At 59.1% G+C, this 20,121-nt stretch carries 24 protein-coding genes and 1 tRNA gene; 17 read left to right on the forward strand and 8 right to left on the reverse strand.

Annotated features, from left to right (window positions below; genetic code table 11):
* Entirely contained in the window at positions 1 to 498 is a 498-nt protein-coding gene (locus tag TSA1_RS20315; protein ID WP_100177888.1) for a hypothetical protein, read from the reverse strand.
* 204 nt (positions 499 to 702) lie between these two features.
* Between TSA1_RS20315 and TSA1_RS20320 the strand changes: the two genes are divergently transcribed.
* Together TSA1_RS20320 and TSA1_RS20325 are read left to right on the forward strand one after the other, a co-directional pair.
* Positions 703 to 984, forward strand: a complete 282-nt coding sequence (locus tag TSA1_RS20320) for a PsiF family protein (protein WP_100177889.1) — start codon at positions 703 to 705, stop codon at positions 982 to 984.
* Positions 985 to 1,084: 100 nt separating this feature from the next.
* Positions 1,085 to 2,170 carry an AbrB family transcriptional regulator gene (locus tag TSA1_RS20325; protein WP_100177890.1) on the forward strand — a complete coding sequence of 362 codons (1,086 nt, stop codon included), beginning with the start codon at positions 1,085 to 1,087 and terminating at the stop codon, positions 2,168 to 2,170.
* A 3-nt stretch (positions 2,171 to 2,173) separates the two neighbouring features.
* Here the strand turns inward: TSA1_RS20325 and TSA1_RS20330 are convergent, their stop codons facing one another.
* Positions 2,174 to 2,713 (reverse strand): disulfide bond formation protein B, encoded by a 540-nt coding sequence (locus TSA1_RS20330; RefSeq protein WP_100177891.1) that lies wholly within the window; start codon positions 2,711 to 2,713, stop codon positions 2,174 to 2,176.
* A gap of 156 nt (positions 2,714 to 2,869) precedes the next feature.
* Between TSA1_RS20330 and TSA1_RS20335 the strand changes: the two genes are divergently transcribed.
* From TSA1_RS20335 to TSA1_RS20355, 5 genes are all read left to right on the forward strand, one after another.
* Positions 2,870 to 2,954 (forward strand) — tRNA-Leu (locus tag TSA1_RS20335).
* 162 nt (positions 2,955 to 3,116) lie between these two features.
* Entirely contained in the window at positions 3,117 to 4,322 is a 1,206-nt protein-coding gene (locus TSA1_RS20340; RefSeq protein WP_100177892.1) for a tyrosine-type recombinase/integrase, read from the forward strand.
* A 100-nt stretch (positions 4,323 to 4,422) separates the two neighbouring features.
* Positions 4,423 to 4,611, forward strand: coding sequence for a helix-turn-helix transcriptional regulator (locus tag TSA1_RS20345; RefSeq protein ID WP_100177893.1), 189 nt, complete (start codon positions 4,423 to 4,425; stop codon positions 4,609 to 4,611).
* A gap of 397 nt (positions 4,612 to 5,008) precedes the next feature.
* Positions 5,009 to 6,811: a multicopper oxidase family protein gene (locus TSA1_RS20350; protein ID WP_161497249.1), complete on the forward strand. Its 1,803-nt coding sequence runs from the start codon at positions 5,009 to 5,011 to the stop codon at positions 6,809 to 6,811.
* Positions 6,812 to 6,823: 12 nt separating this feature from the next.
* On the forward strand, positions 6,824 to 7,111 hold the full coding sequence (locus TSA1_RS20355) for a cupredoxin domain-containing protein (protein ID WP_100177895.1): 288 nt from the start codon (positions 6,824 to 6,826) through the stop codon (positions 7,109 to 7,111).
* 119 nt (positions 7,112 to 7,230) lie between these two features.
* On the opposite strand, the gene TSA1_RS20360 is transcribed toward TSA1_RS20355, so the two are convergent.
* The 3 genes from TSA1_RS20360 to TSA1_RS20370 form a co-directional block, all read right to left on the reverse strand.
* Positions 7,231 to 7,998 carry a DUF2182 domain-containing protein gene (locus tag TSA1_RS20360; protein ID WP_210421901.1) on the reverse strand — a complete coding sequence of 256 codons (768 nt, stop codon included), beginning with the start codon at positions 7,996 to 7,998 and terminating at the stop codon, positions 7,231 to 7,233.
* Between the two features lie 13 nt (positions 7,999 to 8,011).
* The gene (locus TSA1_RS38925; RefSeq protein ID WP_145984338.1) at positions 8,012 to 8,200 is read right to left on the reverse strand and encodes a hypothetical protein; all 189 of its coding nucleotides are present in this window, start codon (positions 8,198 to 8,200) and stop codon (positions 8,012 to 8,014) included.
* A 545-nt stretch (positions 8,201 to 8,745) separates the two neighbouring features.
* Positions 8,746 to 9,171, reverse strand: coding sequence for a hypothetical protein (locus TSA1_RS20370; protein ID WP_100177896.1), 426 nt, complete (start codon positions 9,169 to 9,171; stop codon positions 8,746 to 8,748).
* Positions 9,172 to 9,379: 208 nt separating this feature from the next.
* On the opposite strand from TSA1_RS20370, the gene TSA1_RS20375 reads away from it, so the two are divergent.
* The 4 genes from TSA1_RS20375 to TSA1_RS20390 are packed head-to-tail and all read left to right on the forward strand — an operon-like array spanning position 9,380 to position 13,368.
* Entirely contained in the window at positions 9,380 to 9,778 is a 399-nt protein-coding gene (locus TSA1_RS20375) for a hypothetical protein (RefSeq protein WP_100177897.1), read from the forward strand.
* A 44-nt stretch (positions 9,779 to 9,822) separates the two neighbouring features.
* Positions 9,823 to 11,286, forward strand: a complete 1,464-nt coding sequence (locus TSA1_RS20380) for a tyrosinase family protein (RefSeq protein WP_145984339.1) — start codon at positions 9,823 to 9,825, stop codon at positions 11,284 to 11,286.
* Positions 11,287 to 11,321: 35 nt separating this feature from the next.
* Complete coding sequence (locus TSA1_RS20385; protein ID WP_100177898.1) at positions 11,322 to 12,164, forward strand: hypothetical protein; 843 nt, start codon at positions 11,322 to 11,324, stop codon at positions 12,162 to 12,164.
* A gap of 13 nt (positions 12,165 to 12,177) precedes the next feature.
* A complete protein-coding gene (locus TSA1_RS20390) occupies positions 12,178 to 13,368 on the forward strand; it encodes an SCO family protein (protein ID WP_100177899.1) in 1,191 nt (396 codons plus the stop codon).
* Between the two features lie 236 nt (positions 13,369 to 13,604).
* Here TSA1_RS20390 and TSA1_RS20395 read toward each other — a convergent pair whose 3' ends face one another.
* Positions 13,605 to 14,177: a hypothetical protein gene (locus tag TSA1_RS20395; protein ID WP_100177900.1), complete on the reverse strand. Its 573-nt coding sequence runs from the start codon at positions 14,175 to 14,177 to the stop codon at positions 13,605 to 13,607.
* Positions 14,178 to 14,197: 20 nt separating this feature from the next.
* Here TSA1_RS20395 and TSA1_RS38930 point away from each other — a divergent pair, with 20 nt between their 5' ends.
* Positions 14,198 to 14,398, forward strand: coding sequence for a hypothetical protein (locus tag TSA1_RS38930; protein WP_145984341.1), 201 nt, complete (start codon positions 14,198 to 14,200; stop codon positions 14,396 to 14,398).
* Here the strand turns inward: TSA1_RS38930 and TSA1_RS41165 are convergent.
* Both TSA1_RS41165 and TSA1_RS20405 read right to left on the reverse strand, forming a co-directional pair.
* Positions 14,306 to 14,578: a DUF559 domain-containing protein gene (locus TSA1_RS41165; RefSeq protein WP_100181241.1), complete on the reverse strand. Its 273-nt coding sequence runs from the start codon at positions 14,576 to 14,578 to the stop codon at positions 14,306 to 14,308. The genes TSA1_RS38930 and TSA1_RS41165 overlap by 93 nt on opposite strands.
* Before the next feature lie 8 nt (positions 14,579 to 14,586).
* Positions 14,587 to 14,793 (reverse strand): hypothetical protein, encoded by a 207-nt coding sequence (locus TSA1_RS20405; protein ID WP_100177901.1) that lies wholly within the window; start codon positions 14,791 to 14,793, stop codon positions 14,587 to 14,589.
* Positions 14,794 to 14,904: 111 nt separating this feature from the next.
* On the opposite strand from TSA1_RS20405, the gene TSA1_RS20410 reads away from it, so the two are divergent.
* The 5 genes from TSA1_RS20410 (at position 14,905) to TSA1_RS38935 (ending at position 20,119) form a co-directional block, all read left to right on the forward strand.
* A complete protein-coding gene (locus TSA1_RS20410; RefSeq protein ID WP_100177902.1) occupies positions 14,905 to 15,858 on the forward strand; it encodes a DUF4238 domain-containing protein in 954 nt (317 codons plus the stop codon).
* Between the two features lie 531 nt (positions 15,859 to 16,389).
* On the forward strand, positions 16,390 to 17,331 hold the full coding sequence (locus tag TSA1_RS20415; protein WP_161497250.1) for a Mov34/MPN/PAD-1 family protein: 942 nt from the start codon (positions 16,390 to 16,392) through the stop codon (positions 17,329 to 17,331).
* A gap of 8 nt (positions 17,332 to 17,339) precedes the next feature.
* Positions 17,340 to 17,795 carry a hypothetical protein gene (locus TSA1_RS20420; RefSeq protein ID WP_145984343.1) on the forward strand — a complete coding sequence of 152 codons (456 nt, stop codon included), beginning with the start codon at positions 17,340 to 17,342 and terminating at the stop codon, positions 17,793 to 17,795.
* Positions 17,792 to 19,243 (forward strand): ThiF family adenylyltransferase, encoded by a 1,452-nt coding sequence (locus TSA1_RS20425; protein ID WP_100177905.1) that lies wholly within the window; start codon positions 17,792 to 17,794, stop codon positions 19,241 to 19,243. Before TSA1_RS20420 ends, TSA1_RS20425 begins: the two co-directional genes overlap by 4 nt.
* Positions 19,244 to 19,246: 3 nt before the next feature.
* Positions 19,247 to 20,119, forward strand: coding sequence for an SMODS domain-containing nucleotidyltransferase (locus tag TSA1_RS38935; RefSeq protein WP_145984344.1), 873 nt, complete (start codon positions 19,247 to 19,249; stop codon positions 20,117 to 20,119).
* Positions 20,120 to 20,121: the final 2 nt, after the last annotated feature.

The raw sequence follows: 20,121 nt of genomic DNA on the forward strand, positions 1-20,121 counted from the left end.
TCAGGCGGCGCCCTTCAGCTTCTTGGTGCATTCGCTGTAATAGCCGCCGCCCTTCTGGATCCACTTCAGACCGCCATTGCCGTTGGTGGTCTTGTTGGCGTTGTATTGGTCGACGCAGGTATGCATCCGAGCCTTGCCGGGAGTTTCCTTGGCGTATTTCGGATCGACCGCGTTCGGATAGATCGCAGGCCCGGCCGGCAGGGCAGGTGCGGCAGCCGGGGCCGCCTCCTTCTTCGCCTGCTTCGGCTCGGCGGGAGCTGCGGGCGCAGCTGCGGTCGGCGCAGCAGCCGCTGGCGCGGCGGGCGGCGTTGCGTCCGCGCCGCACTGGGCCTTGCGGAAGTCATTCCACTTCATGGTGCCGAGCGAGCCGTCCTTCTTGGCCGCCTGGTACTTCGCGCTGCACTCCTGCGAGGTCAGCGCCTGCGCCGGCGCCGACGCCGCGAGCGCAGCAAATCCCGACAACGCGATCGCGCACAGCAGTTTCGATTGGATGGTCATCCCTTGGGTCTCCTCCTTGGTCTTCCCCCGACGGGGAAGTGAAACGAGAATTGCTATCCTAGCGTGCCGGCCGCTCGCGACAAGAAAGCGATCGCCTCTGCCGCCAAAATATAGTGAGCGCCTCGTTCGGATTTATTCATGTCGCGTTCAGCAAGGCGAGCCGAGGTTCGCAGCCCTTCGCAATCTCGCAAAGAGCGCAACACCATGACCCTCGCCTCTCGCCTCGCCGCCGTCGTCCTCGCCTCGCTGCTCGCCAGCGGCGCCGCCTTCGCGCAGACCGCCGCGCCGGCGGCCAAGACCGATACGGCGACCACCATCGACAAGAAGGCAACGAAGGAGCGTACGGCCGAGTCGATCGAGTGCTCCAAGCAGGCGGACGCCAAGGGGCTGAAGGGCAAGGAGCGCAAGAAATTCCGTCGCGAGTGCAAGAAGGAAGCGAGGGCCGGCACCGCCGCGCCCGCCGCCCCTGCCGCCGACAAGAGGTAATCCCCTCGCGGGTCCTCCGCGCGCGTCACCGGGAGCCGCGCGCATTGCGGCATGACGAGCCTGCAATTGTGCGCCTCCCGCTGATTTGCGATAAGGCGGCGTGAAGCAAATCGTCGCCTCCCTGCCGTTCGAATGGCCGAGCCGTGCCAAGCTCTTGAGCACGGCGGAGACGCTCGTCATCGGCACGGCCGGCGGCCTGGTGTTTCTCCTCGCCGGCCTGCCCGGCGGGCTGATCTCAGGCTCGATGATCGCGGTCGGGATTGCCGCAATCGCCGGCCGCCAATTGGCACTGCCGCCGCTGTTGACCCAGACCGTGCTGGTGCTGCTCGGCATTTCGCTGGGCTCGGTGGTCTCGCGCCATCTGCTGCAGCAGGTCGGCGCCTATCCCGTCACCATCGGGCTGCTTGCGCTCGCAACCTTCTGCTCGACCTTCGGCTCCAGCTATTACCTCCAGCGAGTCCATGGCTGGGACCGCACCTCGGCCTTCCTGGCCGGCAGTCCCGGCGCGCTGTCGCAGATCACGATCCTGGCGGTCGAGCGCGGCGCCGACCTGCCGGGCATCGCGGTGGTGCAGACCATGCGCGTCATCATCCTCACCGCGGCTCTCCCGATGGTGCTCGCGCTTGCAGGCGTCGCGCCTTCCGCCGCGCCGTCGCTGACCACGACGATCGCCTCGCCGCTCGATCTCGTGGAGCTGGTCGGCGCCTCGCTCGCCATGGCGCTGCTCCTGCGGCTAATCAAGTTTCCGGCGAGCTGGATGTTCGGCGCCATGATCGCCTCCAGCGTGCTGCACGGCGCCGGCTGGGTCGAGGGCGGCCTGCCGGACTGGGTGCGCGGCGTGGCGCTGGTCGGGATCGGCGCGCTGATCGGCAGCCGGTTCGCGCGGATGCGGATCAAGACGCTCGCCGGCCACATCAACGCGGCGCTGGGCTCGTTCACGGTGGCGATCGCCGTCTCCGCCGTCTTCGTCGGCATCGTCGCGCTCACCACGCAGGTCAAATTCTCCGACGTCGTCGTCGCCTTCGCGCCCGGCGCGATGGACGCCATGCTGGCGCTGGCGCTGACGCTGCACATCGACCCGATCTTCGTCGGGGCCCATCATCTGTCGCGGTTCGTGTTCGTGACGATCGCAACGCCGGGCATCGTGCATCTGTTCGGACGCACGCAGGACGACGTGGACGATTGAGCTTTAGCGCTTCGCGGTCCGGACAAATCCCCACGCGGCGATCGCAGCCATCAGCAGCGAGATCAGCACATTGTAGCCGGCGAGCGAGAGGCCGAGGAAGCGCCACTGCACCTCGTCGCAGCGCACCACCTTCACGGTGTCGAGCCGTGAAAAGAGATCACCGGCATTGCCGAGATTGACGACGGGACCGGTGCAATCGGTCGGCCCTTTCCAGAATCCCCATTCGACGCCGGAATGGTAGGTGCCGAGACCGGCATTGGCGAGCGTCACCAGCGCGAGGATCGCAAGCCCCGCCAGCAGCAGCGGCCGCGGCGCGCCGCTTCGAGCCGCAGCCGCCGTGAGCACACCGAGCGGGATTGCGAGGTAATAGGCGTAGCGCTGCTCCAGGCAGAGCGGACAGGGCAGGATCTCCAGCACGAGCTGGAAGAACCAGGCGCCCGCGATGGTGGCGGCCGCGATCAGCGTGACGAGCAGCGAGGCCGTCAGCGCGGGGCTCGCGGCCCCCGGCCTGAATGCAGGTATGGCGGCACTCTGGGTGGTCACGGCGGCCTCTTTCGCAGGTCTCTCGCCCCAAGGCTCTAGCTCCGGTCCATGCGGCTGTCGAGAACGGCCGGGATCACTTTGGCGCGGGTTGACCCCGCTTTGTCCATGGCTATAGTCCGCCGGCTTCGCGACGCTCCCTTCAAGGGCCGACCGAGGGCCCCTGTGGCGGAACTGGTAGACGCGCTCGACTCAAAATCGAGTTCCGCAAGGAGTGCTGGTTCGATTCCGGCCAGGGGCACCAGAAGCACTTCGCATAGCGACTCATAGTTTCTCAGAAACCCTTGGAAGACAGGCACTTCTGAGATTTCTTCACGCCACTTTGACGCATCGCGACTCTGGCTTTCTCCCCCGAATGTGAGTAACTTCGCGAGTACAAAACGGGATCGCGAGGAGGCGTACTCACATGAGTCTCTCTCAGTTCGCCATCGACAGAGCGAAGCCGAAAGACAAGCCGTATCTCTTGTCGGATGGCGACGGTTTGCACCTGCGAATTCACCCGAAGGGCGGCCAGCAATGGCGGTTGCGCTTCAGGTTCGGCGGCAAGGCCAACATGATGTCGCTCGGCCCTTACCCTGCCGTCTCCTTGCTCCAGGCGCGAAGAAAACGGGACCGGATCAAGGAGCAACTGGCGGCCGGAATAAATCCGTCACTCACTAGAAAGCTCGAAAAGCTGGCCAACTCAGCGGCCGCACAGAACACCTTCGGTGCGGTCGCCGATGAATACCTTGCCAACTTGAAGAGGAACGACGCGGCCGAACAAACCCTCAACAAGAACCGCTGGATGCTGCAAGACCTCGCGGGCCCTATTCGGAACCGGCCGATCGCCGAGATTAGGCCCGTCGAAGTGCTCGACCTTCTCAAGAAGATCGAAACGAGCGGCCGGAGAGACACCGCTCATCGCCTTCGCTCCGTTGTCGGCGCCGTCTTCCGCTATGCCATCGCGACACTCCGCGCAGAAACCGACCCCACCTATCCACTCCGCGGCGCGCTGTTGAAAGTGAAGGTCAAACACCGCGCAGCCATCACCGACGAAAAGGAGCTTGGCGCGTTTCTCACCGGGCTCGACCAGTACGAGGGCTGGCCCATTGTCCAAGCCGCCTTCAAATTCCTGATCCTCACGATGACGCGGCCGGGCGACGTGCGGGGCATGAAGCGGACCGAAGTAAACTTTGAAAAGCGCTTGTGGTGCATTCCAGGCGAGCGGATGAAGATGCGTGAGCCGCATGATGTGCCTCTATCGCGCCAAGCCCTGGCGGTCCTCAAGGAGGTCTGGCCGCTCAACGAGGAACACGAATTGGTTTTCCCGTCGCTCAGATCCCACAAGAAACCGCTGTCGGAAAATGCGTTTAACTCTGTTCTCCGAAACATGGGCTATCCGCAAGACAAGGCGACGGCTCACGGCTTCCGCGCGACTGCGAGCACCATCTTGAACGGCCGCCGCTTCGACCGTGACGTGATCGAGGCCGCACTTGCCCATCAAGATCAAAACGAAATCCGCCGCATCTACAACCGGTCGCTTTACCTGCCTGAACGAACCCAATTGATGCAGGATTGGGCCGACCTTTTGGACAGCTTCAAAGGAAAGAAGCCGGCCCGGCGGGCGGCATGAAGCGCTATGTTTAGGTTGCGACGCACCACATTTACACCTATGCTCTGTATTGCCCAGGGCTAACCGGGCGTTGCAACGTCCCTTTGACGAGGGATTTGCAATGATACGGAAGCTAGTCTCAAAGAAGGAACTCAAGTCGATCTACGGTGTCCCCTACTGCCCCGCGCACATTGCGCGGCTCGAAGCTGCCGACCAATTTCCCAAGCGGATAACGCTCGGCGCCTGTCGAGTGGCGTGGGTCGCGGAAGAAGTGGAAGCCTGGATCGAGGAGAGGATCGGCAACCGCTAAAACATCTTCTTCTCAGAAGGGCACGGGGTCTGGGGTCCAACCCAGACCCTTCTTCTCTAGGGCGGGACGTAGATTGCTGGCCGCGAGAATCCCCCTGATCTTCAGGCTCATAACCTGAAGGTCATAGGTTCAAATCCTATCCCAGATCATGCCCACAGACCCGACTTCCGACCACCGGACCGCGCAAAGGCGGTTTGAAGGAGCGCAATCGACCACTCATTGGGCTGTGGCTGAGTTCAGCCTTGCCTTGCCTCAATTAGTTGTATCTACTAACTTTGCAATTTCTATTATTCATTTGAATTGTTGCGAAAATGTTTCGTCTTGCTTGTCATACTTCGAACGCTACCCATGGCGTTTGCTTCGGTTATTAGATTCAAAATGGAGCAGAGGCTCTTCGATGCTCGTAAATTTTGGCAGAATAGTTTTAGGGACGGTAATTCTTTCAGGATACGGTCCGCTGCTCGCCGTGGTTGCGTTTGTGTCATCTGCGGTTACGCAAGCGGGTTTCGTCTCCACGGCCGCCGCTCAGGCCGATCCCACCTGTGCGCCGGGTGTCCACTGGGACACGCTAAATCCGCCACTCATTCACCAACCCTTCAAGTCCGCGAAAGTCGTTCAGCCGATCAGCAAGGACAAGCCGTACGAACTGTCCGCCGAGTTCGTAACGGCCACCATTGCGGGCTGCAAGGTAAGTCTCAGATCCTACAACTCGCCCGCAAATGTGCAACGAGACTTCCTTGTCGGGGATACGATCAAGGCCAAGCCGGGTGATACATTGTACATCAGGCTTACCAACAATCTTCCAGACCGCGCCGTCGGCGATGATTTCCCGCAGCATCCGGCCCCTGCGGGCCATGCCGGACATTTCAGCTTCAATATTACGAATTTGCACACCCACGGCTTGCATGTCGCCCCGAACGGACCTCTAGGCAAGCCAGAAAGCGACAATGTTTTTGTCGAAATCGCGCCGGGTGCTACGCAGGACTATGAGATCAAGATTCCACTTAACCATCCCTCGGGCACCTTTTGGTATCACGCCCATCTGCACGGATCGACCGCGGTTCAGGTGTCGAGCGGAATGTCGGGAGCGCTGGTCATCGAGGGCGGCGGTGCAACCAATGGCGAACTGAAGACCATTCCGGAAATCGCCGCCGCCGAAGAGCGGATATTCGTGCTTCAGCAGTTGGTATTCGGACCGGACGGAAAACTGGAGGATTTCAAGAGCGGGTTCATCGATCATCCGGAGTGGGCAAGAGACACCACGGTCAACGGTCAGGCCGTTCCTACCCTGAAGCTGCGTCCGGGAGAGGTTCAGCGGTGGAGATTCGTGCACGCCGGAATTTCGGAAAGAATAGATCTCGCCCTCGATGAACACAAACTCTATGAAGTCGCTGTAGACGGCATCTCTCTCGACCGCATTGTGCCATGGGACCAAGTCGAACTCGGTCCGGGAAATCGCACCGACGTGCTTGTAAAAGCCGGGGCGCCGGGAACCTACTCTTTGCGCGCCAAGCCTCTTCCCTTGCTCGCCTCATTCAAGAGTCTGCGGTCGGCGGCGCGGTTGTCCGCCGTTCGAAATCAAGATGAAACCCCTCAAGATATCATTGCGCGATTTCCGCAGCGGATCGAGGTTAGTCCCGGAGACCTTATTGCCCGCATTGTTGTCGAGGGCGATCCGCTGGAGATGAAATTGCCGACCCCTGATCAACTGAAAAAGGCCGTTCCGGAGTTTAAACCGATTAGCGACACCGAAATCAAGCTGCCCCCGGAAGAGGTACTCTTCAACATGAGGGGTCGACGCTGCGACTCCAATACCGGCCTCTGTGCCCCACCAAATTGCCTGCCGGGCACTCCGGATTGCGAACAACGGTTTCTTGCTGGCCCTCGTGGCGATCAGGTCTTCATGCCCGATACCGGCCGGACCTTTCAACTAAACCAGACCTCGAAGTGGCTCCTTGACGGCGTGGGCGAGGCGCATGTCTTTCACATCCACGTCAATCCATTTCAGGTTGATCGCGCTGAGCCGGATAGCGTTACGGATAAGAGGATCTGGCGAGATACGCTGATAATTATCAATAGCGAGGCGCCAAAGCCGATATGGACACGGTATCTGGATTTTACAGGAAGCTTTGTGATGCACTGTCACGTGTTAAGCCACGAGGATCGGGGCATGATGGAGAAGATCACCATAAAACCATAGGAGAACTTGTTTATGGCCCAGCACGTTGTACAGATGACTCCCACCCCTGCTGACCGTTTCGATCCGAAGGATATCCATGTAAAATCGGGCGATGAAATCGTCTGGAAGAACGTGGAGCCCGCCGGTGGCGATCAACACACGGCGACCTCGGACGATGGGACGACGTTCGATACCGATTATGTAGACCCCGGAAAGTCTTCTTCTCCGGTGAAGATTGAAGGAAAGCCCGGAACGGTTATTCCCTATACTTGCCAAGTCCATCCGCTTCACATGAAGGGTACCGTCACAATCGATCCCTAATTCCGAACTCATTGCTCAAGCCCGGTATCCGCAAGTAGGATACCGCCCCTCGCTTGCGTGTATTCCTTGTTCGCTGGCCTCGGATCGGTCCATGTCGCGCGCTTCATGGCAAAACCTCGCTAATGGTGCTCTCCGGAGTCCAATGCGTGTGCGCCTGCATTGCACTGATGCGCAGCTCCCTGCCGAGGCCTTGCCTGCGCCAAGCGAGGGGCGCGAGGCTTTCGATCGAGCCTTTCGGCCAGGATAAACAGCGTGACGGCGACCATCGCCAGAAGGTGAGCCTGCACCAGTAACAGCGGCAGCACCATAAGCGCCCAGCATGCCCCAACGCATGCCGCACCGTGCGCCAGCCCGCAACCAAAAACGTCACGATGGGCAGCTGCGCCAAACGCGGCGAAATGCGGCCGGCGATGGCAGCGGTTCAGGCACCACTGCTTAGCCGGGGATACCTGCCACAGCAATGCTACGGCTGTTGCGCAGCCGAGGAGTGGTGCGGGCTCGGCCCACCGCGCGGCGAGCGCGGCAGGCTGAAACGCCAATCCCGCTGCCATCCAAACCGCCATATAACCGGCGGCGAAGAGCAGCATCGCCTCCGCGCGCTGCTTCGCGAAGCTGCGCTTCCGAACATGCCGGAGCGGCTCGATCAACAGCGGCGACATCATGGCGGTTATCATCAACGCCCAGCCGGCAGCGAGCTTCGCCGGGGAATTAAGCAGCAGTGCATGGTCAAATGACACCGAGAATGGCATTGCCCGCGACGTTTCGGCGGAGCAGAAGGCGGGCAACGCCAGGCCGCTCTCGTGAAGCCCCAGCACTGACCACGCAATCACACTGGTCGATCCAAGAATAGCGAGCAGCGCATCGATCCGACGCCTAGCGTGCCACATCGGTTGACTCCGCTCAATCGGCTTGCCTGAACACGCTGATGCGCGCTGTTGCCACAATAAATGCGCGCGCCTTCTTCAACAGAACACCGCGTGAATGCCGCAAAATCGGATCGGCATTCCCACCCAATTCCAAAGCGTTTTGTCGCGTGAATGACATATCGCCTTCCTTCAAAATAGTGCGCCACGCCGCTGACAACTGCACGAGTATTTTCTAAACAGAAGCAGCCCTAGTCCCACACCATCCGACAAACCGGCGCGGTCGTCGGCAGTTGCGCATGCACGGGTGGCTTGGGAAAGTACTGCGTGGTACGTTGAACACCCCTCAGCGACATCGGCCCCGAAGAGCAGCCGAATTAGCTCCAACGACTCATCCGGTCTCGACGAGATGCCACCGCCCGTCAGCCGCTTATCGGAAACGACAAAGCGCTTGTGCTCGGTAACCGACATCGATCGCCGGAAATTTCTCCAAACAATTGACGAATGCCCACCAATGCCTCGTTGCTGCATGGCCGTCGAGTAGGCCGGCCCTTCCCAGCAGCAGCGCGCCCTCGCACACCGAGCAAATCCATGTTGCCTTCGGTGCGATCTGTCGCAGATATTTTATAGATAAGCCGAGTCGCGGTCTCGCATGATTGCCTCCAGTGCCACGGGCTGTCCGCCCGAGACCCAAGGGGGGCGGCAACGTTCAGAAAATTGACATCCTGATAAACTGAAATTCCCAACTTCATCGTCTTGCACCTCGCGTGTCTATGGCTTGCGCACGGCGACGAAAGACGCGGTGTAGCCCGCCGGTGTTCCATTGTGAGGTTTGGCGCGTATTAGCGATCCGACCAGCGCAGGGACCTGCTCGACGCCGGCGGGCCACTTGTATGCCACGCAGCCATTGTAGTCGTATTCCCAACCGTCTGTTTGGCTGCCTGGTCGGCCGACGCCGACGATCGCAAAGGCGACAGGAGTATCAGTGTTACCCGGTCTGATTTCCCCGGAGAGATCCAGCCCGCCACTGCCCCAATCGATCACGCCCTTGAAGGTCGTGTTAGAGATCGCCTCGAAACGAAATTCGGCCTCGGCGAAGAAGAGTCCGAGCGCTTTTTGTGGATCGCCATCGACCGGCCTCGAGTCATTGCGGAAACTCCGATAGGTCCAGGAACCGACTAAACTTGAACTGGCCATGTGCCGAATCCTTCACAAGCGAATGGCAGCCGCAATGGAGCAAGCCGGCTTAAGGAGGCTCGGTAGCTTCGCAAATCGAAGTGCTGCGTCGAACGGCCTCAGCTCGCCTATTGCGTGCATATCAATTATGGTAGAGTATACAGATAGAACAAGCACTAATTGCATTTTTCTGAGAGCTTATTGCTGATGACCAGCGAAAGGTGTTGATATGAAGCGGGTGTCGGTCGGCGCTGCGCTCATTCTGGTGATGAGCGTCCCTAGTTTTGCGCAAACAGTGGGATTGGTTCAGGCCTCTTTTTCGGCGACCTACACGTTGGGCGACGGTGCCGATTGTAAATCATTGCTGGTGACCGGCCAGTTTATTGCCCCCACGCCCGGCTATCAGCTCACGGTGAAGAAGGTTACGCCGCAGGCGACGCCAACTATTCACGAATTGGAACTCGTTGCCACGCCTCCTGCCGGAAACGTGACCCAATTGCTTACGCTCATGCCGGTTAGCTATTCCGATCCGGACTTCATGTCGTGCCCTTATGGCATCTCGATTGCCTATGGCAAACAGAGGGTCATCGTAGGCCTTGTACCCGCGTCAACGGCCGTCGAAAAATAGCTCGTCGGAGCCCCGATTTTCAATTTTCTCGGGAGTGCACAAAAATGTCAGTTTCGTTACGACCATACGGCTCCAATTCTCCGGACAGCGGCTATATTGCCTGGACCCCCGTACCCCTGGATGTCGTCAATTCGACAGATGGCACCACCGGAACTCTCCGATTGAGTTCCCATTCCGCGGCCGGCTCGGTAGCCAAGGTCGTTTTTCTGCAAGGACGCGACCAGCCGCCGCAATCGCAAATCGACATTGATCTGCCTGCAGGTCAACAGCGGACGATTTTCATAGCCGGCGCGTTCCAGCCCGGCCAACGGCACAACGGAGCGAGTGTGGACGGTAAGGACGTAACCGTCGAGGCCCGATGGGTTAGCGACCCCGGCAACGTCGTGGCGTCCGTCGACATCATGATTCGAGTGCGGCGGAATGCGAACGAATTGAGCGATAAGGCCCGCGGGGACTTCTTGTTCGCGCTGGCAAAACTGAATGGAATTCAGGTGGATGCTGACCCGACGCCGGGTCCAGGCCGCGGAATCTACGTCTCCGACTTCGTCGCAATGCACGTCGAAGGAGCGATAGCTTCTGAACATGGAGATTCTCACTTTTTGCCCTGGCACCGTCTCTACCTTGTGGATCTGGAAAGGCAGCTCCAGGCTGTCAGGCCCACGGTGACACTGCCGTATTGGCAATTTGATAATCCGGCGCCCAACGTGTTCACGGAGGACTTCATGGGCGCCATTGATCGGATACCCAGGGACAGCCGGGAGCCAGGAGGAGAGCTCGATAGTGGAGCCACTACGCCCCCCGCGCGCTTCGCCCTAAATAATTTTCTTCGCCTTTGGCAGATCGGCGATGTGCAAGGAATACCGCGAACCGCGCGATTCAATCCTCAAACGGACGCAGCAAATGGAGTGATCCTTGTGGACCCCAATTCCGGCCGTGTTATCAATTTCACCCTTGCTGACGAAGACGCAACACTGAAGCTGGGCGGCGGTGTGCCTCCCGAAAATCCCGAAAAGGCCACTCTCGGGAGTTCGGCTCAGCCCCCGCCGGGGTTCGCCCGAATGGAAGGCAGCCCGCACGGCGCCGCCCATATGAGCTTTAACGGTCGCCTCAACAACGTCCCGACGGCCCCGGAAGACCCTTTATTCTTTCTACTGCACTGCAATGTCGATCGTCTCTGGGCCCGCTGGCAGAGCGTGTTCAAACGCGACGACTGGAATGACAAACGCAGCTATCCCTACCAGAAGGCGGGGGATACAGCCGCGGCGTGGGAGATAATCGACGCAAGTCAGTGGCCCTGGGATGGAGGGACGTCCCATGATGGAGACCTGCGGCCTCCGGGGACACGAAAAGCGAACTTTACAAAGTCGAGTCTCGTCGCCAATTTTCCAAGTAACAGCCCGCAACTGCTGCATGCGATCGACCCATACGGATACCACGACTCGAAGCACGATCTGGGCTTCGGCTATGACGACGTTCCGTACGACCACGCCCAAGCAGTCACTTCCTGAAGCTGCCGTTTCGGCGACTTCATAGGAGAAACCGCATGACCACAGTCTCAGACTATAAAGCTCAGCTCCTGCAACGGCTCCAGAAGGCAGGCGATCAACCTGATTCAGGCGCCCAGGAAATGTTGGACTTGGCGGGGAGCGAAGAGCGGATCACGGCGCTTATCAAGTTGCTGTCGAATCCCGCCACGCCGGCGGCCGACCTAGTCAATGCCATCGGCACCCTTGCCGCAGTGAGCATCTTCTCCAAGGTACTGCCGACGCAATCGGCGGAACTTACCAACGCGCTACGCGGGTTGATCAATTCGCCCGATGCCGAGGTGCGGCGCCAGGCGCTGTCCTATCTGACGCTTAGAGGGGACGCGGTCGCCCAGCAGCATCTACGCTCTGAGCTGCAATCGAGTAAACCGGAAGCGGACAAGTCCGTTCCTACCTCTCAGGCCATCGCCATGCTGGGCGTGGACAAAAAGGCCATCGATAAGGCGCTACTCCTAAACATTGCCAAAAACCCGCCGGATGATGAGAGCTTAGTTCAAGCGGTCCGGCACTTGCCGGCCGACAAGGACACCGCTGCTGTATTGATGGGTATCCTCCAGGACGACTCTAAGCCTTTGGCCGCGCGTGCGCTCATTCCCGACATTGTCAACAACGTCGATTCAAGTGCTTTCACCGCCTACGCGAAACAGAAGCTCGAGCAATACGGCGCCGCCAGCGAGATTGCGCCGTTCCTGGCGAGTGGCGTCGCCAATATTCAGTCGGACAAGAACCAGCACCAGGTCGAAGAAACCAAGACGTTGATACGTTCGCTGGCAGCGGAGGGCTCGGACGCGTTCCAGAAAGCAGTCAGTCAACTGAACAACCCGATCCTGCCGGACAAGTAAGGACAGTTCAGTGATGCGTGCTGACGCGGTGATCGAGGCGGGCTTACCCCGGTTGGACGGATCGCTATCGGAGCAAACGTTCGCCGCCCTGGTCGACCGGCTACGACAACGCGGTGGCGAGTCCGCACCGGATTTGGTGCCTTTGTTGTCGGTCAGCCACGAGGTTTTTCGAGGTCGCTTCGCCAGCTCGGCGGCGAGGATGCGCGCCTACGCCATGGCGGCATTCCATGACACCGGTCTCCCGGATCAAGCGGTCCCCTACGTCGTGGAAGTCCTGGAGACCTCCTTTGATCCGAACCTGGTGGCCGCCGCAGCCCGAGCGGTTCGGGGGATGGCGGTCCCCGATGCGCGACTGGCCGACTACCTCATCCGTTCAATCTACAACATCTGGCAGAACGACCAGCCGGTGAGCTTCGAATCATATGACGTTAGCTGGCCGCTCACGAGCTTCTCTACGGCACTCCTGGAGGTGTTGGGCACACTCGCTTGGCTGGCGGCCAGCGCTCATCACGTAATTCCAGAACTTGAGACGCTGCTTTCTACCTTTTCGAAACGGTTTAATCCGCGAGTCCGTGCCTCGATCGCCCATTGCGTCGAAACCTTGCGGTCATCTGCTGCAGATTTTCCCAGGACGTGCTGTTGTTCGGTGCCGCTGGTCGAGTCCGGCGCCGTGACTGGAGAGGATCTGGATATCGCCTCGATTGAACTGGAGGACCAGGACGGTCGCAGGTTTGAGTGGCGCCAGTTCTTCAGAGGCAAACCGAGCGCGTTGGCGTTTTTCTATGCGACCTGCATGAACCCGCGAAAGTGCGCTCAGACCATCTATAACCTCGTGAACATCCACAACGGCCTGTTGGATGCCGGCCTTGATGGTCAGGTCAGAGTTGCAGCAATCACGTACGACCCTCAGCGGGATACGCCTGCCGTGCTGCGCCAATACGGTGAGTCTAAAGGCATGCGCTTTGGCGCGGACTGCAAGATGATGCGCGCGCCTAGCCAGTTTGACGGCGTCGTTGACGCTTTTGACCTGGGTGTCAACTACATCGGCAACCAAGTCAATGACCACCGCGTCGAACTCTACCTGCTCGATTGCGAGGGCAAAATTGCTCACGCGTTCCTGCGGCTCCAGGCCAATCCCGAACACGCGATCGCCGAGTTGGCGCGACTTACGAGCAAATCACGGGCGAGCGCGAGTGGTCAGTAAAGTGGGACAAAGGACCAATAGCTGGGCGATGAGCTTGCTAAGCTTGCGGATCGCAACAACGGTAGCCGAGCACGCCTTCACAGACGTTGGGCTTTCCAAGCAACTTCGTGCCATCTGAAAAGAGACCGCTATTCCTTGTAGTGTGGAATGAAGGATTCTGAGCTATTTTAATCGGAGCGTAATCACAACCGGCTCAAGTCTGTGGGGGCGTCTGTTGCGGGTCCCCGCAACCGATTTCATTCCAATGGCGGTTGGCCCGTCCACATGTGAAGCGCTGCGGGCAGCGCGGCTTCGGCAACTCCGCGATGACGCAGCAAAAAGCGCATCATGTCCTCGGCAACTTGAAGCGCCGTTAGCGCATCGGTTGGCGCAAGGTCATCGAGTACGGACGTATCGGTCAATCCTTCAATCTGAAATCCGTCGCCGGCAAACGTCTCGTGAGTGCTCGTGAAGTGCATCAATCTGTTGCGCTTCTCCTTCAATGCAAAGAACGACCGGAGGATCGGATCATCGGGATCAAGCGGCCTTCCGAACACTGCTTCAGGCCATCTCCGCAACTTATGATCAAGCGAGGCGCGACGCTCAAGATCACGGGTAATGCGTCCTTTATGTTGAGCGAAAGCCGGCTCCGATACGGCAACCCTAAAAAACAAATTCAGAAAGGTCTCAACTACGGCCACCGTGAGCATGAGGCAAAGCGCTATGTCCGCCTGGGCGGCCCCATTTCCGGTCGCCTGGATCGCCTGTACGCGCCGTTGGAGCGCGGAGAAATAGAGCCAGACCATTCTATTTGGCGTCGAGTAGCCCATCGACTTTCTCTGAAATCGCGATGCCGAATTTTCGCCGCGACATCGAACGTCTCAGCCTATTGCGCGGCGGCCTGCAATATTCCTTGGGGCTTTTCACGAATGCTCTCGGCCGTGAACCAGCGCATGACCTACTCGGCGCATCCGAGCGGATCATTCCAGATCTCGGAGCCGGTGAAGCGAAGGACCGTCGCACCACTCAGGCTGGCGCGACGATCCCTTGAGCGATCGCGCGCCGCCTGTTCCTTGGTGCGTTCGTGGAAGTCATGACCGTCACATTCAACAATGACGCTTCGCCATTTTTCGCAGGTCCAATCGTATTCGTGAATGACGAAGTCGGCACGCCAGTCACCCAGCTCGACCTGCTGCTCGACGCAGACCCCTGAGAACGGCTCCTTTGCGATGTCGGCGGCTAATAAATGAGAACCGGCTCTCGCTCACAAGAATGATATTCGCAGTATGCATCAAGCGCGTAGAGAAAGAGATTTTCGATCGCGGTCGTGCCGACCTGACCACCGAGAGCGCCCCGATAATCTGAAGTCGAACCCTTATAGACCTGCGCGGCGACCATCTCTCCAACCTGTTGAGCGAGGCGCTCGTGGCCGAATAGGCGTTCCATGCGAATCTCCTTCCACGAAATGATTGTATAGGCCGCCCTCGGAGAAGCCACCGCACCCTGCGAACATTTCAACCAATGTGTTATAGGGTGGCGTTGATAGCATAGGGTCTTATGAACAATCCTCGCGATCATCACTATGTGCCGCAGTTCTACTTGCGAAACTTCGCCTGCGATCCTGAGAGGAAGAAGATCAGGACGCTCGCCAAGAACGGCGATTATGCCGTTTGGGCAGAGCGCTCTATCGAACGCCTTGGCTTCGAAAAAGACCTCTATGTTCATTCCTACGCTGGCATTCCGGTGTCGGTCGAGGAGGCCATCAATCGCTCCGTTGAGACGCCCATTTCGCAAAGCGATACGTGGGCGAAGATTCAGAGTGATCGGACCTACGCCCTCGACCGGTCCGACAAGCCGGTACTCTATGCGTTGATACGGCACCTTGAAGCGCGCACGCCTCACTACCTTGCCAGCCAGTCAGAGCTTGCGCAGCTCGCGGGTCAAGCCGACAGCGATATTCCGTTTTCCGACGAGGAGAAGGAACACTACGCGGAGATGCGGGCAAATCCCGGTCTAACCAAGGAAATCTTCAACTACATGTCTGCCTCAGCCGATTGGACCGAGGCAGCGTATCGTGGGTGCGGAATAACGGTCGTGCGTACGGCTAAGCCGCTGCGGGCCTCGACCACACCCGTCCTGGTCACGGGAGCGCCCGAACACCCAGCACTGCGGTTGCCGCTGCCGGGTATGGTGCCCTTTATGTACAATCTCGTCGTCAATCCAACGACCCTCGTGAACCTCGTCCTTGCGGATTTTGACGACGCATTTCTCAATGTCGAACAGGGCGAGGATTTCCGGCTTGGCATGAACCGGCACTTCATGGGCCAGTTTGGTCACTTCCCGCGGGTGCGGCACATGATCACGGATGCCGGCGAAGAGCTGGCCCGGGATATGACCTGGGCGCATTACCGGTTGCTGAAAGGTAGCGACCGAAAGATGGTGTTTCATCGTCCTGCGGATTGGACCCCTTCAGTCTCGACGACCATCGAGTGCAAGCCAGCTGCATCATAAATCGATGTGTTGTCAGGGCTTTCCAAACGAAACATGGCACATATTTGGCACATAACGAGGTGCCACTCGTGAATTCGTTCAGGTTTTTTCGATCTTGGCAGTGGCTCATAACCTGAAGGTCATATGTTTAAATCCTATCCCCGCAACAGTATCCCACTAGACTCTAGCGGCTCGGCCGCCCTCTCAGATATCCTGAGCAGGGCGGGTAATTGGCCGTAAATCTCAATCTCCACCGCCCAGCGCTGGACGCGAGGGCGCATTGGTCCCGCAGGCCTCACCGCCTTTGCCGGAGCGAAGAAAACATAAGATCACCAGAGCATTATAGCAGGCCCGATTTGCGTGGAAAAGATTCGTTCACTTATTGTTCTTTGCGACTATATGGTGCAGACTTAGCCGATCCCCGATTCTTGGTTGAGTTGGGTTGCGTGATGAGTGTGAGGCACAGTGGTAATCAAACGGATTGCCAGCTTTCTTGGCCGTCGCAAATCCAAGGTGCTGGCGCCATCTGCGTCCGCGCCCAGGGTAGAATGCGTGCCCGAAATGCCTTCCGTTCGGCAGGTGCCGAGCAGAACGCTTGTTACCTGGGAGTCAGAGCTTCGGGCGATTGCCGCTGAAGCTGCGGCGTGGACGGTCGAGACCGGAGGCGACCTTTTTGGACGTTGGGAAGCTAACCCGACCGTCTTTCTCGCCACGAAAGCAGGGCCGAACGCGCAGCGCGACAACGCGCATTTCCGCCTGGACGTCGAGTATCTGAGGCAGCTCAGCGAGCCGCTCGCGGCTGATTGGGCGCTCCGCTACTTCGGTGATTGGCATTCCCATCACCGGCTCGGTCTCTCCGCGCCGAGCTCTGGCGATCGCAGGCGCATCCGTCAGCTTGGAAAACGTAACAACTTTCCCGGGATGGTGGAAATCATCGTCACGACGGAGGGGTCTCGCCAAACGCCCATCGTGCGCATTCATCCATGGTTCTACGATCTCGTCAATGAGGACGAACCGTCCGCGATGGGCGTTGCGGTTTACGCCGGATGCAGTCCGGTCCGAGAAGCCTTGAGCGCGCGTCGTGCATTTCCGGAACAAGCACTGAATGAATGGCAGAGCGTCGCGCTGGACCGCGTTCGCATCGGCGATGCGGACGAGTCGCCCATTCTCGTTGGCACTCCTGCGGCGGACCCGTCGACGCGGGAGCGAGCGATCTCGCATCTTGCCGAAGCTCTGGAACGGGAGAGCGGCGCTCCCATCGAGCAGCACACGACGGCGTTCGGAAAAATTCTAGTCGCCCGGTTAAAGGAGCCGCATCACCTCGCATTCGCCATCGACCAGAAATGGCCGATGAGTGTCCTTGAGGTTCATCGCCTTGACCGGGCAACCGGCGGTGCAGATCAAATTGAGGCGCCATCGGGGCTCATGGTTCCCGACATCAACGGCATCGTGCAGGTGTATCGTGCGGCCAAGGCTGAGAGAGGTGCTGCGTGACGTGGACAATGACACAACGGCAACGCTTGGCGGCTGAGCACCAAATTCTTCAAAATGAGGGTTTTACGCAGTTCGGCGTCTATCATTACGCGACGTACGATTCGTACAACGCATCGGGCACAGCGACGACGAGCTCGGGTCGGAACTATCAACTTTTCTGCATAATCCCGCCCGGTTATCCCACGGAGCGGCCGTCACTCTACATCACCGATCCGAAGCCACTGCTGAATTATCATGGTGCAGCCATTTCGGGGTTGGGCGTCTCTCACGCGATGCACACATTGGAGCCGCACTCGGCGGGTTGGGTTCAGATTTGCCATTGGCGCAGCGCCCGCTGGCATGCAGGCATCGTCCTGCAGAAGGTCTTTCTCAAGGCGATGCTTTGGCTCGAAGCTTACGAACAGCACCTCGCCACGGGGCGCGATCTTGCTGACTTCGTTGGCACCATGCAGGAGGCCGCATGAGCAACGGCGACCAACGCTCGATGATCCGCGAAGCGATGCAATCTATCGCCCAGCGGAAACCCGGCAAGTCGAAGCTTGTCTATGACAAGACGAAGCGCACGATCGTTGCGGTTTCCGAAGGGGTTACCACCGCGAAGGCGCTGAATATCACGGCTGACGATGCGGATATGTTTGGTGTCGTGACACTTTCGTCGGGGTGGTTGCGCGAAAAGTGGCCCCACTTGACAAAGATCGGCTCAATTCCAGTTAACTTCAGCTCCTGGGACGATGGCGACGCGCTCACTCAGTTGGAATTGTGCATTCAAGGCAGTGGCACTCAAGCGCCAGCGACGCTCGTGTTTGGCCAGCAGCAGGGCTCGCCTCCCGAAGGGATGGTGATCTCAATCACCCCGACCGACAAACCCACGCACCGGGCCGATGTGTTTGTATCGCCCGACAACATCGCCTATCGGGCAGAGCTATTTGAGTCTGGTGAGCCTGCCGTTGATCGACGCGAGGTGGTGTTTGCCGATATTGAGCCTCAGCTTGATCTGCGCCGCGCAGGAATATTGGAAACGACCATCCTGAAGGACCGGACGGTCCTGTGTATCGGTCTTGGAACAGGCGGAGCACATGTCGCGGTCGAATTGGCCAAATCCGGCGTGGGCCATTTTATGCTCGTGGATCGAGACCGCCTGTCAGTCGGCAATGTGGTGCGACACCCTGGCGGAATCTCGCAAGTGGGCCGCGCCAAAGTGAACGTTACACGCGATCTCATCCTCGAGAAAAATCCGAACGCGCAGGTCGATGTCCATGCGGTCGACGTCAGTTTCGAGAACCGCGAGATGATCGCCGGGCTCGTGCAGGCGGCCGATCTCGTAGTCTGCGGAACGGACAACCGCCAAAGCAAGTTGCTGATCAACGAGCTTTGCGTATCGGCGAACAAACCGGCCGTCTACGGCGGTGCGTTCCGCCGCGCCTATGGTGGCCAGATCTTGCGGGTCCGTCCGAAGGAGTCCCCGTGTCAACAGTGCTTCGTTTCCGCGTTGCCGGAAGAAGCATCCGACGTGGAGGTATCCTCGCAGGATGACGCCGACGCAATCGCCTATTCCGATCGCCCGGTAGCGGTGGAACCGGGACTTTCCTTAGATGTGCTTCCCATTGCAACGCAACTCGCCAAGCTAGCCTTGCTCGAACTTCTCGCCGACAAATCCTCCACGCTCAATGTGCTCAAACGCGACTTCGATGCACCCTGGTATCTCTGGCTCAACCGGCCTGAACCCGGCACCCAGTATGCCGAGATGCCCCCATTGAGCGAGAGCCGGGACGAAATGACGATCAACCGTTGGTACGGCATCTATTTTGAACGGGACGAACAGTGCCCCGTTTGTGGCGATTTCCTCGCGGGATTCGCAGCCGCTTACGGTATCGACCCATCGCAGCTTCCGGCGCTTCCGGAAAAGGATTAACGCGTGGAGCTTTCAGGAGACTTCGCCAAATATGTAAGCTCGTGCGAGCCTGATGATGACGCTGTCACCACAGCCAAGAAGGCGCATGAGAAAGTCCGGGATGAGCTTAAGACGGACGAGGACACCAGGGATGCTCACGAAGAAACATTTTTGACGGGCTCCTATCGGCGACATACCGCCATCCACAACATCGAAGACGTCGATGTGGTGTGTATCCTCGATTTGGATATTCATGCTGAGGGATCTGAACCCGAGGTGGTTCTCACTTGGCTCCAGGGCGTGCTGGACAAATATTACAGCGAAACGCGGCCACAGGGTCGTTCGATCGGTATTAGTGCTAAAGGCGTCTGGCTGGACATCGTGCCCGGGTCGCCGGTTTACAAAGACGGTCCACTCTGGATTCCGGATCGAGACGCCAAGAAATGGGTGCAGTCGCACCCCAAGGGACAGATCAGCGCCGCATCCGAGAAGAACAAGTCGACGGACGGTTATTACGTGCAAACCGTGAAGCTGATGAAGGCTTGGCGCGACCGGCTGCCGACCGAGAAGTCAAAGCCGAAGTCCTACATCCTTGAAACGCTTGTGAATCAAACGATCGGCGTTCCCACCGCGCACGCGCGGGCCGTTGTCAGCGTGCTCGAGGGCATCAACTCGTCGTATGGGTTTTATCGCGGTTCCGGTATCGTCCCGACCATCGCCGACCCGGGCTTCGCAAGCGTAAACGTTGCGAAGCGCTGGAGTAGCGCCGATTTTGACGCATTCCTCGACCAAGTGAAATCGGCCGCCACGACGGCGCGCCAGGCGCTCGATGCGATCGATGAAGCCGAAAGCCGAAAGCTATGGCGGAAGCTTTTCGGTTCGACGTTCGGCGCGTAGGA

It is taken from the genome of Bradyrhizobium nitroreducens, from assembly GCF_002776695.1.
GTDB classification, from domain to species: Bacteria; Pseudomonadota; Alphaproteobacteria; order Rhizobiales; family Xanthobacteraceae; genus Bradyrhizobium; species Bradyrhizobium nitroreducens.

What these genes read in the sequence shown, in the direction of transcription:
- TSA1_RS20315 (WP_100177888.1), bottom strand. Translation starts at nt 498, where the DNA reads ATGACCATCCAATCGAAACTGCTGTGCGCGATCGCGTTGTCGGGATTT.
- TSA1_RS20320 (WP_100177889.1), top strand. Translation starts at nt 703, where the DNA reads ATGACCCTCGCCTCTCGCCTCGCCGCCGTCGTCCTCGCCTCGCTGCTC.
- TSA1_RS20340 (WP_100177892.1), top strand. Translation starts at nt 3,117, where the DNA reads ATGAGTCTCTCTCAGTTCGCCATCGACAGAGCGAAGCCGAAAGACAAG.
- TSA1_RS20345 (WP_100177893.1), top strand. Translation starts at nt 4,423, where the DNA reads ATGATACGGAAGCTAGTCTCAAAGAAGGAACTCAAGTCGATCTACGGT.
- TSA1_RS20350 (WP_161497249.1), top strand. Translation starts at nt 5,009, where the DNA reads ATGCTCGTAAATTTTGGCAGAATAGTTTTAGGGACGGTAATTCTTTCA.
- TSA1_RS20355 (WP_100177895.1), top strand. Translation starts at nt 6,824, where the DNA reads ATGGCCCAGCACGTTGTACAGATGACTCCCACCCCTGCTGACCGTTTC.
- TSA1_RS20360 (WP_210421901.1), bottom strand. Translation starts at nt 7,998, where the DNA reads ATGTGGCACGCTAGGCGTCGGATCGATGCGCTGCTCGCTATTCTTGGA.
- TSA1_RS20370 (WP_100177896.1), bottom strand. Translation starts at nt 9,171, where the DNA reads ATGGCCAGTTCAAGTTTAGTCGGTTCCTGGACCTATCGGAGTTTCCGC.
- TSA1_RS20375 (WP_100177897.1), top strand. Translation starts at nt 9,380, where the DNA reads ATGAAGCGGGTGTCGGTCGGCGCTGCGCTCATTCTGGTGATGAGCGTC.
- TSA1_RS20380 (WP_145984339.1), top strand. Translation starts at nt 9,823, where the DNA reads ATGTCAGTTTCGTTACGACCATACGGCTCCAATTCTCCGGACAGCGGC.
- TSA1_RS20385 (WP_100177898.1), top strand. Translation starts at nt 11,322, where the DNA reads ATGACCACAGTCTCAGACTATAAAGCTCAGCTCCTGCAACGGCTCCAG.
- TSA1_RS20390 (WP_100177899.1), top strand. Translation starts at nt 12,178, where the DNA reads ATGCGTGCTGACGCGGTGATCGAGGCGGGCTTACCCCGGTTGGACGGA.
- TSA1_RS20395 (WP_100177900.1), bottom strand. Translation starts at nt 14,177, where the DNA reads ATGGGCTACTCGACGCCAAATAGAATGGTCTGGCTCTATTTCTCCGCG.
- TSA1_RS38930 (WP_145984341.1), top strand. Translation starts at nt 14,198, where the DNA reads ATGCCGAATTTTCGCCGCGACATCGAACGTCTCAGCCTATTGCGCGGC.
- TSA1_RS20405 (WP_100177901.1), bottom strand. Translation starts at nt 14,793, where the DNA reads ATGGAACGCCTATTCGGCCACGAGCGCCTCGCTCAACAGGTTGGAGAG.
- TSA1_RS20410 (WP_100177902.1), top strand. Translation starts at nt 14,905, where the DNA reads ATGAACAATCCTCGCGATCATCACTATGTGCCGCAGTTCTACTTGCGA.
- TSA1_RS20420 (WP_145984343.1), top strand. Translation starts at nt 17,340, where the DNA reads ATGACACAACGGCAACGCTTGGCGGCTGAGCACCAAATTCTTCAAAAT.
- TSA1_RS20425 (WP_100177905.1), top strand. Translation starts at nt 17,792, where the DNA reads ATGAGCAACGGCGACCAACGCTCGATGATCCGCGAAGCGATGCAATCT.